The organism is Streptomyces sp. A0958, assembly GCF_004795035.1.
In the GTDB taxonomy this organism is placed as follows: domain Bacteria; phylum Actinomycetota; class Actinomycetes; order Streptomycetales; family Streptomycetaceae; genus Streptomyces.
Genome location: NZ_SSBK01000002.1, coordinates 92,271 through 105,822 on the forward strand (window position 1 = coordinate 92,271; position 13,552 = coordinate 105,822).

Annotated in this window: 15 protein-coding genes; 7 read left to right on the forward strand and 8 right to left on the reverse strand. The window is 71.6% G+C overall.

Going from position 1 to position 13,552, the window contains the following annotated elements; all coding sequences use genetic code 11:
• Window positions 1-89 precede the first annotated feature (89 nt).
• Window positions 90-644: a hypothetical protein gene (locus E6P78_RS02505; RefSeq protein ID WP_206307702.1), complete on the forward strand. Its 555-nt coding sequence runs from the start codon at window positions 90-92 to the stop codon at window positions 642-644.
• Between the two features lie 54 nt (window positions 645-698).
• Here the strand turns inward: E6P78_RS02505 and E6P78_RS02510 are convergent, their stop codons facing one another.
• Window positions 699-1,037 (reverse strand): hypothetical protein, encoded by a 339-nt coding sequence (locus tag E6P78_RS02510; RefSeq protein ID WP_136201824.1) that lies wholly within the window; start codon window positions 1,035-1,037, stop codon window positions 699-701.
• The gene (locus E6P78_RS32630) at window positions 1,034-1,174 is read right to left on the reverse strand and encodes a hypothetical protein (protein ID WP_168712543.1); all 141 of its coding nucleotides are present in this window, start codon (window positions 1,172-1,174) and stop codon (window positions 1,034-1,036) included. The genes E6P78_RS02510 and E6P78_RS32630 overlap by 4 nt, the downstream gene beginning before the upstream one ends.
• A 192-nt stretch (window positions 1,175-1,366) precedes the next feature.
• Here E6P78_RS32630 and E6P78_RS02515 point away from each other — a divergent pair, with 192 nt between their 5' ends.
• Both E6P78_RS02515 and E6P78_RS02520 read left to right on the forward strand, forming a co-directional pair.
• On the forward strand, window positions 1,367-2,203 hold the full coding sequence (locus E6P78_RS02515; RefSeq protein WP_136201825.1) for a helix-turn-helix transcriptional regulator: 837 nt from the start codon (window positions 1,367-1,369) through the stop codon (window positions 2,201-2,203).
• Entirely contained in the window at window positions 2,178-2,399 is a 222-nt protein-coding gene (locus E6P78_RS02520) for a DUF397 domain-containing protein (protein WP_136201826.1), read from the forward strand. The genes E6P78_RS02515 and E6P78_RS02520 overlap by 26 nt, the downstream gene beginning before the upstream one ends.
• 52 nt (window positions 2,400-2,451) lie before the next feature.
• Here the strand turns inward: E6P78_RS02520 and E6P78_RS02525 are convergent, their stop codons facing one another.
• The 3 genes from E6P78_RS02525 to E6P78_RS32635 all read right to left on the reverse strand — a co-directional run bounded on the left by E6P78_RS02525 (window position 2,452) and on the right by E6P78_RS32635 (window position 5,180).
• Entirely contained in the window at window positions 2,452-3,210 is a 759-nt protein-coding gene (locus E6P78_RS02525) for an HNH endonuclease (RefSeq protein ID WP_240799016.1), read from the reverse strand.
• On the reverse strand, window positions 3,207-4,607 hold the full coding sequence (locus E6P78_RS02530; protein ID WP_136201827.1) for an ATP-binding protein: 1,401 nt from the start codon (window positions 4,605-4,607) through the stop codon (window positions 3,207-3,209). The genes E6P78_RS02525 and E6P78_RS02530 overlap by 4 nt, the downstream gene beginning before the upstream one ends.
• 372 nt (window positions 4,608-4,979) lie before the next feature.
• Window positions 4,980-5,180 (reverse strand): hypothetical protein, encoded by a 201-nt coding sequence (locus E6P78_RS32635; RefSeq protein ID WP_168712534.1) that lies wholly within the window; start codon window positions 5,178-5,180, stop codon window positions 4,980-4,982.
• Between the two features lie 199 nt (window positions 5,181-5,379).
• Here E6P78_RS32635 and E6P78_RS02540 point away from each other — a divergent pair, with 199 nt between their 5' ends.
• Window positions 5,380-6,180 (forward strand): hypothetical protein, encoded by an 801-nt coding sequence (locus E6P78_RS02540; RefSeq protein WP_240799017.1) that lies wholly within the window; start codon window positions 5,380-5,382, stop codon window positions 6,178-6,180.
• Window positions 6,181-6,273: 93 nt separating this feature from the next.
• On the opposite strand, the gene E6P78_RS02545 is transcribed toward E6P78_RS02540, so the two are convergent.
• The 3 genes from E6P78_RS02545 to E6P78_RS02555 are packed head-to-tail and all read right to left on the reverse strand — an operon-like array spanning window position 6,274 to window position 9,432.
• Window positions 6,274-7,101 carry a sugar phosphate isomerase/epimerase family protein gene (locus tag E6P78_RS02545; RefSeq protein WP_136201830.1) on the reverse strand — a complete coding sequence of 276 codons (828 nt, stop codon included), beginning with the start codon at window positions 7,099-7,101 and terminating at the stop codon, window positions 6,274-6,276.
• Window positions 7,098-8,243 carry a dihydrodipicolinate synthase family protein gene (locus tag E6P78_RS02550; RefSeq protein ID WP_136201831.1) on the reverse strand — a complete coding sequence of 382 codons (1,146 nt, stop codon included), beginning with the start codon at window positions 8,241-8,243 and terminating at the stop codon, window positions 7,098-7,100. The genes E6P78_RS02545 and E6P78_RS02550 overlap by 4 nt, the downstream gene beginning before the upstream one ends.
• Window positions 8,244-8,280: 37 nt before the next feature.
• Entirely contained in the window at window positions 8,281-9,432 is a 1,152-nt protein-coding gene (locus E6P78_RS02555) for a Gfo/Idh/MocA family oxidoreductase (RefSeq protein WP_136201832.1), read from the reverse strand.
• A 130-nt stretch (window positions 9,433-9,562) separates the two neighbouring features.
• Here E6P78_RS02555 and E6P78_RS02560 point away from each other — a divergent pair, with 130 nt between their 5' ends.
• The 3 genes from E6P78_RS02560 to E6P78_RS02570 all read left to right on the forward strand — a co-directional run bounded on the left by E6P78_RS02560 (window position 9,563) and on the right by E6P78_RS02570 (window position 13,551).
• Window positions 9,563-10,627, forward strand: a complete 1,065-nt coding sequence (locus tag E6P78_RS02560) for a LacI family DNA-binding transcriptional regulator (protein WP_136201833.1) — start codon at window positions 9,563-9,565, stop codon at window positions 10,625-10,627.
• 81 nt (window positions 10,628-10,708) lie between these two features.
• A complete protein-coding gene (locus E6P78_RS02565) occupies window positions 10,709-11,497 on the forward strand; it encodes a sugar phosphate isomerase/epimerase family protein (protein WP_136201834.1) in 789 nt (262 codons plus the stop codon).
• Between the two features lie 203 nt (window positions 11,498-11,700).
• Window positions 11,701-13,551, forward strand: coding sequence for a glycoside hydrolase family 3 protein (locus E6P78_RS02570; RefSeq protein WP_136201835.1), 1,851 nt, complete (start codon window positions 11,701-11,703; stop codon window positions 13,549-13,551).
• Window position 13,552 lies beyond the last annotated feature (1 nt).

Below are 13,552 nucleotides of genomic sequence, written 5' to 3' on the forward strand. Positions count from 1 at the left end.
TGTGTCCGCACGCTCCCCGGAGTCCCGCCGTCCGCAGGTGCGGTCCCTGTACGGTGAGCGTCCTCACAGGCTGTCGAAAGGTTTCGAAGATGCACAGGTCCCGCGCCCTGACCGTCCCGTTCATAGCCTTGGCCGCCGCCGCGCTGGCCCTCACCGGGTGTTCGTCGGACAGCGATGACTCCAAGAAGGACGCGTCCGACTCCTCGGCGAGCGCGCCCGCCGACGCGGGGAAGGACGACAAGGCGAAGGACGACGAGGGCTCGGAGCCGGCGGGGGACGGGAAGGGGTCCGCGCAGCTCAGCTACAAGGGTGGCGCGAGCGGGGAGGTCTCCATCAAGAGCGTCGGGTGCGCAGTGATGAACGGGAAGCTCGCCGCCATCACCGCACCGGACAGCGCGGACAGCTCCACCCCCGCGAAGCCCTCGTTCACCGCCGTCGTGACCGACGACAAGGCGATGACCACGCTCACCACGGACGACGGCACGAGCTACCTCCACACCTCCGCGCCCGGGATCACCGGCAGCAAGAGCGGCGGCACCTGGGTCGTCACCGTGGCCGGGCTGGAACTCGGACCGACCGACCCGACCGGTGACTCGATCACCGTCGACGGCACCATCACCTGCGGGAGCGTCGCCGGGATGTAGGGCCCCTCGCCCGTCCGGCGCCCCCCGGTGCGGGGAGCGCCGGACGGGTGGGCGTCAGCCGTCCGGCGCCCCGTTCACCGGGGCGAGCAATTCGAGCCGCGCCCCGCGGCTCTCCGCGACGCGCACGATCTGGCGCAGCGACTCGTTCAGCCTGTTGGCGACGAAGCGGACCTGCGACCCGGTGGACGCGTCGTCCGCCAGCAGATCGGCGGCGTGGCCGAGCAGTTCGTTCGCCATGTCCAGCTGGATGTCCTCCACGTCGTCGGCCATCCGCGAGACGTAGCCAGTGCCGTCCCCGACGACGTAACAGGGCTTCCCGCCCGCCCCCGTCCACGGCAGCAGCCGCATCCCCGACGCGTCGGCGCGGTCGGTCGGTTCGGTGCTCGTCCTCATGCCACGGCCCGGTGGGCGCAGGTGCACGAGTAGGGGTACGCGTAGGCGTGCGGGTGGACCACGGGGGGCTGTTGGCGCTGCGCGGGGGACAGCCGTCGGCGTACCGGCTTCAGGAGTCGGGCGATAGCGTGCTTCATGTCAGCCTGCTTTCTGGGGGTGACCATGCCCCCGGACCGGTTGCGTCGGTCGCGGGGGTCTCTCGGTTTCCTCGTTCGAGGGTCGGCCGCTTCTTTCCGTAGCGAACCCATCACAGAGTGGGGTCATTCGTGGCTACGCTGCCAGGGGGTCGGGGATGACAGCGCGTGTGTCAAGACGGGGAGTTGGACTGCATGGGAACGAAACACGGTCCGCGTACGCCGAGGCAGAAGTACGGCGAGGAGCTGCGGCTGCGGCGCATCGCGGCGGGCCTGACGCAGGAAGCCCTGAGCGAGATGGTGGTCTGCTCGCCCACCCTCATCAGCCATTACGAGGCGGGGCGGCGGCTGCCGAGTCCGGAGGACGCGCAGCGGATCGACCGGGCGTTGGGGACGGACGGATTCTTCGAGCGGTGGCTGGAGGATCTGGACCCGGCGTACGCACACTACTTCGGTGTAGTGGCCGAGTTGGAGCGTGAGGTTACGGAGATCCGTCACTACGGCGGCTCTCTCATCCCGGGGCTGCTCCAGACGAAAACGTATTCGCGAGCCGTGTTCGAGGCATACCGCCCTAACCACAGCGCAGAGGAACTTGACGAGCTGGTTGTCAGCCGTGCCAAACGAGCCGTGCTGCTGGATAAGCCATCGGCACCGGTAACGTGGATTCTGCTCGATGAGGCGGCTCTCAGGCGCCGCGTCGGCGGACCAGAGGTGATGGCAGAGCAACTGCACAAGTTGGCGGACATGTCCGATTCCGGGCGCGTGCGCATGCATGTGCTGCCGTTCGCATCCGGAGCACACGCGCTTCTGGAGGGCATGCTCTACTTGCTGTCCTTCGCAGACGCGGCCCCGCTGGCGTACATCGAGGGACTTCACAACGGGCGCTTGGTGGATGACCCAGCGCTGGTTGGCTCCTGCCACACCTCCTACACTCTCGCCCTGAGTGACGCGGCCTCAAGGCAACAGTCGGTGGCGCTCGTCAGAAGCATCGCGAAGGAGTACGAAAATGCACATCACCGAGCCCGCCACTGACAGCGCGCCCCTGACCGAATGGCGCAAGTCCAGCTACAGCGGCGGTGCCAACGGCGATTGCCTCGAAGTAGCAGCCGGCCACGCCACCGTCCCCGTCCGCGACAGCAAGACCCCCGCCGGCCCCGCCATCGCCTTCTCCCCCGCCGGCTGGTCCTCCTTCGTCACCGCGCTCAAGGACGGGCACCTCTCCGCCTGACCTCACCCCACGCCGGGGGCGGCCCCGCCCGGACGGGGCCGCCGGGCCGATGTCAGGCGCGGGACAGGAACGACGCGCGCAGGCCCTGGTCGCGCAGCAGTCCCAGGGTCTCTTCCTCGCCCGTGAACAACAGCTCCGCCGCGCGATGGCCGGCTTGGTGGAACATCGCCGCCAGCACGTCCGCGAGCGGCCGGTTCCAGGCCACCCGGACGATCTCCGCCGCTTTGTCATGCTGACCTCGGTCCGTGGCGATCCGCCACAGCTCGACCGACTGCTTGGCGGTTGCGTAAGCCGTTCTGCGGCCGTCGACGAGGACTCCCCGGGAATTGAGTCCGAACACGGCTATGCACGCCTCGCCCTGGGGCGTCAGCCCTTTGTACCTGCCCACCGGCAGGATCAGCCGCAGGTGCTCCAGCGGCTCCTGAAGTGTGGGATCGAGAAGGAGCGGGCTGCCGTCCCTCTCCGAGCGCGGGAAGGTGTTCCGCTTCTGGTTGCTGTTGCAGTACGCGCAGGCCAGCAGGTGGTTGAGCCACTCGAACGTGCGCAGCGGGGCGAGGCTCTTCGGCTCGAAATGGTCGATGTCCGTGCCCTGGCTGTCGCCGCAGTACATGCAGCGCTGGTGGCCGGGGGCCATGTCCGCGAGGGTGGCCAGGAGACCGCCACGTACGCGACGGCGGACGGTGGTGTGGGCCCAGAGGTCAGCGGCCTTCGCCTTGCGGTCGGCCTCGGCGGTCCGCTCGATCCGATCGGTGTACGTGGTGAGGTGCGCTGCCGTGCCCGGAGGCAGCGGAGCCCGTTCCAGCCGGATCACTGACCTTTGCCGCCCTCTCCGTCACCGATCTCCTCGGAGAGGCGGTGGAGCTGGGCGGACATTTCATGGACCCGCGCGGCCGGTGAGCTGGTGAGCAGTTCCTTGAGCTTTTTGTAGCGCTCGACCGTCTCCGGTGACGTGTCCCCCTCGTACACCCGGGACTCCAGCGCCACGAATTCGGCACGGCGGCGCTCGGCCTGTTCGGAGTACGGGGTGTCGAGGCCGAAGAGTTCGGAGAGGACCGCGTCGTCACCGCTGCCGTAGACCACTCGCTCGTACAGGTCCTCCGACACCACCTCGGGGGCCCCTTCCTCTTCCACACCGGGCAGGCGGATGAGGCCGCCGGGATCGGCCGCCTGGCAGATGTACGGGCTGTGGGTCGTCACGATGAACTGGATGTTGGGGAAGTGTTCGGTCAGCCAGGGGCCGATGCGGCGCTGCCAGGAGACGTGGAGGTGGGCGTCGATCTCATCGATGATCACGACACCGGGCACTGGCAGGAGGCCGGGACCGCGCTCGCCCTCGTCTCCGCTGAACGCGTCGTCGCCGAAGGCATCGTGAATCTGCTTGAGCAGATCGACCACGAGTGCGGCCACCGTGCGGAATCCGTCGCTCATCTCCCGTAGCGGGTACCGGTGACCGTCGCGGGTCACCCACAGCCCCTCGGAGTCGACGTCCTCGACCCGGTAGCCGTCGGGAAGCAGCCCGTGGCCAAGGACCGACAGCGCTGCACGTTTGAGTGCTGCGGCGCCCTCCCGGCCTTCGAGCGCCCGTAGGTGCTGCTCGATCAGCCAGGCGACTCCTTCGGCCAGTGAGGCGTCCTCGTGGAAGAGGCTCGCCTGTCGGGCCACCGGGCCGGAGGCGAGCATCAGCCGCTGGACCTCGCCCGATCCTCCGGCCATCCGCCGGAATGGGCCGTAGGCGGCGCAGAACCAGCCCGTCGGGTTGTCCGCCCAGGGACCGCGTTGTGCGGGGGTGGCGCTCGTGGCTTCGGGGTTCTGCCTGATGCCTTCCAGTGCCGGCTGCGCGCTCTTGCGGCTGCTCATGTCTTCCGCCGGAGCCGTCCAGCGCAGGCCCGCCCAGAAGTTGGTCTGGGTGCGCCCGGACGCGCTGAAACGGTCGAAGGCCGCGTCCCTGACGATCTTCGCCTGCGCCGAGCCCTCGACTGCTCCACGCGACATCCAGTTCTCGAACCCCTGCACGAGTCCCCGCGCGGCGACCGGCCCGCTGAGTGCCAGGGCCAGCGCCCGCAGCAGTGTCGTCTTTCCCGCGCCGTTCCGTCCGGCGAGGACCGTCCAGCCGGCATGCGTGCCGTCCGGGCGGGTCAGTGTCAGATCGACGACGCGCGGGCCGTGGAACGATTTGATGTTCTCGACGTACACGCGGGAGACGTACATGAGTAACGGTTCCGTCCGGTGTGGAGGGGCGGGGCAGGCTGTTCCGGTTCCACGTCGGCCGGATCACGCCGCCCAGCGTCTCGGCGAACTCCTCATCGGCCGCGGCTTCACCGAACCGATCTGCCCGGACCTGAGCGGTATGCGGATGGTTGAGGGCATTGGACTCGGTTCGCGCACCATAGGGAACTGACGGGTGGCTGATACTGATAGATGGTACCGAAAGCGTGCGGATCACTCGGAGGGCCGAGTCTACGAGGCATGGACCTGCGAGGAGTCCTCCCGCCACGGAAGCACCGGAAGGGGGCGAGGCCCGACAGGACGCGTCGGACCTCGCCCGGCTGCGGGCCGGCGCTCGTGCCCCGGCCCGACCGCTCAGCTCTCCGGGTTGAACGGCACGTCCGCCGGGAGCGCCTTCGGCCAGGGGGGCGTGGTGCCGGACGCCGAGGTGGTTCTCCGGGGGGCGTCATTGGCGGTGGCCTTGCGGAAGCAGTGGGTGCTGACCCCGTGGTTGTGGTGGACGACCTTGGGGTGCGTGCAGTCGACCGGTTTGACCGGCGGGTACGGCGATGGCACCGAGCTTGCTGCCTGATGCCCAGGTCCGGCCGCCGTCGAAGGAGCGGTCCGGCCAGGGGGATCGGGAATCCTCCGCAGGGCCGATGGGGTGTGGGGGTGACTGGCCGTCAGTGGAGCGGCGATCCGGCCCATCCGTCGAGAGGGCCCCGGTCCCGCTACCATCCCGGCCATGGGTAGATCGAAGCACCTCATAACAGCCTTGACGGTCACCGCGGTCGGCGCCGCTCTCCTCACGGGTTGCTCGTCCGACGACCCGGACACGGACGCGGCGCAGCCGGCGGCCTCGTCGCCCGCCGGCTCCCCCTCCGCGCCTCCCTCCGCGCCCGCCTCCGCGTCCTCGCCCGCACCGGAGGAGAGCGAGGCCACCGCGTACGTGGAGCCGGCCGAGTGCGAGAGCCTGGGGCTGGCGTCGGACGCGAAGCTCGCCGGCAAGGACCTGGCGGCGTGTGTGACCGCCGCGTTCGCGGCCTACGGCACGGGGACCGAGTACATGCTCAACAAGGACCGGGCGGGCACCACGCGGTTCCGGGTCGGGGACGATCCGGAGCTGGCGGGGGATGTCGACGGGGCGGGCGGAGAACGCGCCAAGAACTCGTTCGTCTTCCTCGGCGGCGAGGAGTGGATCAAGTCCGACGGGGCCTGGGAGAAGAGCGACTCCAAGGAGGCGGTGGACGCCGAGCTCGGGCGGAAGTACCGGACGCTCTCCGATCCGCAGGTCGTCTCGGACATCGTCGGCACGTTCGCGACCTGGAAGGTCGACACCGAGAAGGCCCTGATCTCGCTGGAGAACGGCAAGGACACCCACGCCTGGCGCATCACCAACGCGGCGCACTTCGACTACCAGGGCGCGGAGATGACCGAGTACATCCTGTGGATCGAGGACGACGGCACCCCGGTGGGCGCCCAGGCCACCTCGCATACGGGAGGGGCGCCCAGCACCGTGTCCCAGCACTTCTACGACCTCGGGGAGCCGGTCACCATCGAGGCTCCCGCCGTGTAGAGCCGCCCTCCCCCGGGGCCCGGACCGCACAGCCGGGCCCCGGGGAGGAAGCCGGATTCACCGGACTCGCCGGACTCGCCGGAGTCACCGGATTCAGCAGGCGTGCTCCGCGTACCGGGCGGCGACCTCGGCCACGACCTCGGCGCCGTCGCGCGCCCACAGGGCCTCGTTGAAGATCTCCACCTCGATCGGGCCGTCGAAGCCGGTCGCCTCCACCGCCGCACGGAACGCCCTGAAGTCCACGCTGCCGTCGCCCAGTTGGCCGCGTCCCAGCAGGACGCCCGCCGGGAGCGGGGTGATCCAGTCGGCCAGCTGGAAGGAGTGGATGCGGCCGGACGCACCGGCCCTCGCGATCTGGGCGGGGGCCTGGTCGTCCCACCAGAGGTGGTAGGTGTCGACCACCACGCCGACCTGCTCGGCCGGGAAGCGCTCCGCGATGTCGAGGGCCTGGGACAGCGTGGAGACCACGCAGCGGTCCGAGGCGAACATCGGGTGCAGCGGCTCGATGGCCAGGCGCACCCCGCGTTCGGCCGCGTAGGGGCCCAACTCGGCCAGGGCGTCCGCGATGCGTTCGCGGGCCCCGTACAGGTCCTTGCTGCCCTCCGGCAGGCCGCCCGAGACCAGGACCAGGGTGTCCGTGGACAGGCCGGCCGCCTCCTCGATCGCGGCGCGGTTGTCGTCCAGGGCGCGGGCCCGCTGTGCCGGGTCGAGGGCGGTGAAGAAGCCGCCCCGGCACAGGCTGGTGACGGACAGGCCGTGGTCGCAGAGGAGTCGGGCGGTGCGTTCGACCCCGTACTCCTGGACCGGGGCCCGCCACAGGCCCACCTTGTCGATGCCCGCCTTCGCGCAGCCCTCGGCCAGCTCGGGCAGCGACCACTGCTTGACGGTCTCCTGGTTGACGGAGAGACGGCCGTCGCTCATCGGGTACCTCCGTGGACGGTCAGCAGGGCGCGCATCCGGGACTCGGCCAGTTCCGGGTCGGGGAACAGGCCGAGCCGGTCGGCGAGTTCGTACGCCTTGGCCAGGTGCGGCAGGGAGCGGGCCGACTGCAGGCCGCCCACCATCGTGAAGTGGTCCTGGTGGCCGGCCAGCCAGGCCAGGAACACCACACCCGTCTTGTAGAACCGGGTCGGCGCCCGGAAGAGGTGCCGGGACAACTCGACCGTCGGGTCGAGCAGTTCGCGGAAACCCCTGGTGTCGCCCGTGTCCAGGACCCGTACCGCGTGCGCGGCGAGCGGGCCCAGCGGGTCGAAGATGCCGAGCAGCGCGTGGCTGAAGCCCCGGTCGTCGCCGGCGATCAGCTCGGGGTAGTTGAAGTCGTCCCCGGTGTAGCAGCGCACCCCACTCGGCAGCCGGCGCCGGACGTCGATCTCGCGGTCCGCGTCGAGCAGGGACATCTTGATGCCGTCGACCTTGTCGGGGTGTTCCGCGATGACCTGGAGGAAGGTGTCGGTGGCCCGGTCGAGGTCGGTGGAGCCCCAGTAGCCGTCGAGCGCCGGGTCGAACATCGGGCCGAGCCAGTGCAGGACGACCGGTTCGGTGGCCTGGCGCAGGAGGTGGGCGTACGTCTCCAGGTAGTCCTGGGGGCCCTGCGCGGCGGCGGCGAGGGCGCGAGAGGCCATCAGGATGGCCTGGGCGCCGTTCTCCTCGACGACGGCGAGCTGTTCCTCGTACGCTCCACGCACCTCGGCGAGGGTGGCCGGGCCCGGGGGCAGCTGGTCCGTGCCGACACCGCAGGCGATCAGGCCGCCGACCGACTTCGCCTCGGCGGCCGAGCGGCGGATCAGCTCCTCGGCGCCCGCCCAGTCCAGGCCCATGCCGCGCTGCGCGGTGTCCATGGCCTCGGCGACGCCCAGGCCGTGCGACCAGAGGTGGCGGCGGAAGGCGAGCGTGGCGTCCCAGTCGACGGCGGCCGGTGAGTCGGGGGTGACGTCGGCGTACGGGTCGGCCACGACGTGCGCGGCGGAGAAGACCGTACGGGAGGCGAGGGGCGTCCCGGTCGGGGTCAGGTCGAGCGGGGTGGCCCGGGGTTCGTACGGGCCCTGCGGGAGGTGGATGGTCATGGGGTTGCCTCCGGTGGTCCCTGGGGGAGACGGCGGGTCACAGGGACAGCTCCGGTACGTCGAGGCGGCGGCCCTCCGCGTGGGACTTCAGGCCCAGCTCGGCGAGCTGCACGCCCCGGGCGCCGGCCATCAGGTCCCAGGCGTAGGGCTCGTCCAGCACGATGTGGCGCAGGAACAGCTCCCACTGGGCCTTGAAGCCGTTGTCGAAGACCGCGTTGTCCGGGACCTCCTGCCACTGGTCGCGGAAGGACTCGGTGACCGGGAGGTCGGGGTTCCAGACCGGCTTGGGGGTGACCGAGCGGTGCTGGACGCGGCAGTTGCGCAGGCCCGCGACGGCGGAGCCGTGGGTGCCGTCGACCTGGAACTCGACCAGCTCGTCGCGGTTGACCCGGACCGCCCAGGAGGAGTTGATCTGGGCGACGGCGCCGCCCGCCAGCTGGAAGATGCCGTAGGCGGCGTCGTCGGCGGTGGCGGCGTACGGCCTGCCGTGCTCGTCCCGGCGCTCGGGGATGTGGGTCTGGACGTGTGCCTGGACGCTGGTGACCCGGCCGAACAGCTCGTGCAGCACGTACTCCCAGTGCGGGAACATGTCCACGACGATGCCGCCCCCGTCCTGGGCGCGGTAGTTCCAGGAGGGGCGCTGGGCCTCCTGCCAGTCGCCCTCGAAGACCCAGTAGCCGAACTCCCCGCGCACGGACAGGATCTCGCCGAAGAAGCCGCCGTCGATCAGGCGCTTCAGCTTCAGCAGGCCCGGCAGGAAGATCTTGTCCTGGACGACGCCGTGCTTGATGCCGGCGTCCTGCGCCAGGCGGGCCAGGTCCAGGGCGCCTTCGACGTCCGTGGCGGTGGGCTTCTCGGTGTAGACGTGCTTGCCGGCGGCGACGGCCTTCTTGATCGCCTCCACCCGTGCCGAGGTGACCTGGGCGTCGAAGTAGATGTCGACGGTGTCGTCCGCGAGGACCGCGTCCAGGTCCGTGGACCATTCGGTCAGCCCGTGCCGTGCGGCGAGTTCCTCCAGCGCGTGGGCGCGGCGGCCGACGAGGACCGGCTCCGGCCACAGCACGTCGCCGTCGCCGAGATCGAGGCCGCCCTGCTCGCGGATCGCGAGGATCGAGCGCACCAGGTGCTGCCGGTATCCCATGCGCCCCGTGACGCCGTTCATGGCGATGCGCACTGTCCTGCGTGTCACGAAAGTTCCCTCCGTACAGCCGTAGCAAGCGCTTTCTATACGGGATGACGCTAGCCTGCCGACAGCGGCCCGGACAAGAGGGGGCGCCCTGATTGGTCCCGACCCCCTCATCACTCCACGGAGGAATGCGATGACAGTCACCCTGGCGGACGTGGCGGCCCGCGCCCGGGTGTCCCCGGCCACCGTCTCCCGTGTGCTGAACGGCAACTACCCGGTGGCGGCGTCCACCCGGGAGCGGGTGCTGCGCGCGGTGGACGACCTCGACTACGTGCTCAACGGGCAGGCCAGCGCCCTGGCCGCCGCCACCTCCGACCTGGTCGGCATCCTCGTCAACGACATCGCCGACCCGTTCTTCGGGATCATGGCGGGGGCGGCGCAGAGCGAGATCGGCGGCCCCGGCGACGGTTCGGGCCGGGCGGGCGGCGAGAAGCTGGCGGTCGTCTGCAACACCGGCGGTTCCCCCGACCGCGAGCTGACCTACCTCACCCTGCTCCAGCGCCAGCGCGCCGCCGCCGTCGTCCTCACCGGGGGCGCGGTGGAGGACCCGGCGCACCAGGCGGCGGTGGCCGCGAAGCTGGCCAAGCTCGCTGACGCGGGGACCCGGGTCGTGCTGTGCGGGCGGCCGCCGCTGCCGGACGGGGCGGCCGTGGTGGCCACGCTCGCCTTCGACAACCAGGGCGGCGGCCGGCTCCTCACAAGGCACCTGCTCTCCCTGGGCCACCGCCGGATCGGCTATGCCGCGGGGCCGCCGGAACGCACCACGACCCGCCACCGCCTGACGGGCCACCGCGAGGCGATGCGCGAGGCGGGAGCGGCCGGCGACGAGGGCCGGCTGACCGTGCACGGCTCCTACGACCGCCGGTCCGGCTACGACGCCACGGTCGAACTCCTGCGCCGCGACCCGGAGATCACCGCCGTCGTCGCCGCCAACGACACGGTGGCGCTGGGCGCGGCGGCGGCGCTCCGCGACCGGGGGCTGCGCATCCCGGAGGACATCTCGGTGGCCGGCTTCGACGACCTGCCGTTCTCGGTGGACGTGGTCCCGGCCCTGACGACCGTGCGGCTGCCGCTCTTCGAGGCGGGGGCGCGCGCGGGCCGGCTGGCCATGGGCAAGGAGAACCCGCCGCCGGGCGGCATCGCGCTGATCCCGGCCGAGCTGATGGTGCGCGGATCGACGGCCGCGCCCCGGGGGTGAGTGCGACAGTCACCGGGTACGCGGACGGTGCGGCGGCCTCCTCGTAGGCTGCGGCGGCACGGACCGACGGAAGGAACACACGTGAAGCTCGCTTTCTCCACCCTCGGGGTTCCGGGGCTGCCGATGCCCGAGGTCGTCCGGCTGGCCGCCGGGCACGGATACCAGGGGGTGGAGCTGCGCGCCCACCCCGAGGAGCCGGTGCACCCGGGGCTCACCGCGTCCGAACGTGCCGGTGTGGCCGAGGAGTTCGGCCGGGGCGGGGTGGAGATCCTGGCCGTCGCGGGGTACGCGCGGGTCGCCGCCGAGGGGGACGACCAGCCGGTCCTGGACGAGCTGGCCGCGCTGATCGAGCTGGCCCGGGACCTGGGCGCGCCGAACGTCCGGGTCTTCCCCGGCGGCGGCGACCAGGACCCGGAGGCGGCCGACGCGATCGCCGCGCGCCGGCTGGGTGCGGCCGCCCCGTACGCCGCCGACCTGGGCGTGCGGGTGCTGGTGGAGACCCATGACTCGCACCGGGCGGGGGCCGACGTGGCCCGGGTGGCCGGCACGGTGGGGCACAAGAACATCGGCGCGCTGTGGGACGTCATGCACACCTGGCTGGCGGGCGAGGAGCCGGTGGCCAGCCACGCGGTGCTGGCCCCGCACCTGGGATACGTACAGGTGAAGGACGTCGTGTCCGCCGAGGACACCACGCCGGTGGCGCTGGGCGCGGGGGTGCTGCCGCTGCGGGCGTGCCTGGACGCGCTGGACGCGGACGACTGGGTCTGCTGGGAGTACGAGAAGCGCTGGTACCCGCAGGCGGCGGAGCTGCCGGGGCTGCTGGGCGCGGGGCGTGAGCACCTGCTGCGGCTGGGGGCGCCCAAGCAGTAGCGGCCGGCTCAGGCGGGGGCCCGTTCCGGCGCGGGGGCGGCGGCGCGCGGCGCACGGGGCGGCTGTGGAGCTGCGTGGGGCGGCGCGGGGACGCGCTCGAAATGACCCGCACCCTTGACCGGAAGTTATTTTCTGGATATCCGTGCTCCTTGGAAGTTTCTTTCACCACCCCCTCGTCACCGAGTACGGCCGAAGGAGCTCACGTGCCCCACCGCACCTCCAGACGCACCCTTCTCACCGCCACCGCCGCCACCGCCGTCGCGGCGGCCACGGGCGTGGCGGCCGCCCCCGGCGCCCTCGCCTCCCAGGGCTCCGCGCACAGCAGCCACACCTCCGCCGCCACGACCCGGCGGCTGAAGCGGCTCATCTCCCGGATGAGCCTGGAGGAGAAGGTCGGCCAGCTCTTCGTCATGCGGGTCTACGGGCACTCCGCCACCGATCCGGACCAGGCCGACATCGACGCCAACCTCGCCGAGATCGGGGTGCGCACGGCGGCCGAGATGATCGCCAAGTACCACGTCGGCGGCATCATCTACTTCTCCTGGGCGCACAACACCCGCGACCCGCACCAGATCGCCGACCTCTCCAACGGCATCCAGCGCGCCGGCCTCGCGGGCCCGACGCCCCTGCCGCTGCTGATCTCCACCGACCAGGAGCACGGCATCGTCTGCCGCGTCGGCGAGCCCGCCACGCTGATGCCGGGCGCGATGGCGCTGGGCGCGGGCGGTTCGCGCTCCGACGCCCGCCGGGCCGGGCAGATCGCGGGCGCCGAGCTGGCCGCGATCGGGATCTGCCAGAACTACGCGCCGGACGCGGACGTCAACGTGAACCCGGCCAACCCGGTGATCGGCGTACGGTCCTTCGGCTCGGACCCGCAGTCCGTGGCCGGGATGGTCGCCGCGCAGGTGAAGGGGTACCAGAGCGCCGGGATCGCCTCCACGGCCAAGCACTTCCCCGGCCACGGCGACACGAGCACCGACAGCCACACCGGCCTGCCGGTCATCGGCCACACCCGCGAGCAGTGGGCGGAGCTGGACGCGCCGCCGTTCCGGGCCGCCATCGCCGCGGGCATCGACTCGATCATGACGGCGCACATCGTGGTGCCCGCGCTCGACCCGTCCGAGGACCCGGCGACCCTGTCCCGGCCGATCCTCACCGGCATCCTGCGCGAGGAGCTGGGCTACGACGGCGTCGTGGTCACCGACTCGCTGGGCATGGAGGGCGTGCGGACGAAGTACGGGGACGACCGGGTGCCGGTCCTGGCCCTCCGGGCGGGTGTCGACCAGCTGCTCAACCCGCCGAGCCTGGACGTCTCCTGGAACGCCCTGCTGGCGGCCGTCAAGAGCGGTGAGGTCAGCGAGGCCCGGCTCGACGAATCGATCCTGCGCATCCTGCGGCTGAAGACGAAGCTGGGGCTCTTCGACCGGCCGTTCGTCACCGGACGCGGGGTGGACCGTACGGTCGGCACCCGGGCGCACCTGGCCGCCGCCGACCGGATCGCCGAGCACACCACCACCCTGCTGGCCAACGAGGGCCGGCTGCTGCCGCTGTCGCGCCGCTCCCACAAGAAGCTGCTGGTGGTGGGCGCCGACCCGGCCTCCCCCTCGGGCACGACGGGCCCGCCGACGACCACGCTGGCGGAGGCCTTCAACGAGCTGGGGTACCGGGCGACCGCCCTGTCCACCGGTACCGCGCCCACCCAGGCGTCCATCGACGCGGCGGTGGCGGCGGCGCGGGGCAAGGACGCGGTGGTCGTGGGGACGTACAACGTATCGGCGACCAGTTCGCAGCGGACGCTGGTCGGCGCGCTGGCCGCGACGGGCGTCCCGGTGATCACCCTGGCCATCCGCAATCCGTACGACATCGCCCGGCTGGCCGGGACCGGGCATGCGGCACACCTGGCCGCGTACTCCTGGACGGATGTCGAACTGCGCGCGGCGGCCCGGGTGATCGCGGGCCGGGCGCGGCCGGAGGGGAGGCTGCCGGTGCCGGTGCAGCGCGCGGACGACCCCTCGGAGGTGCTGTACCCGGTGGGTCACGGGCTGAGGTACTGAG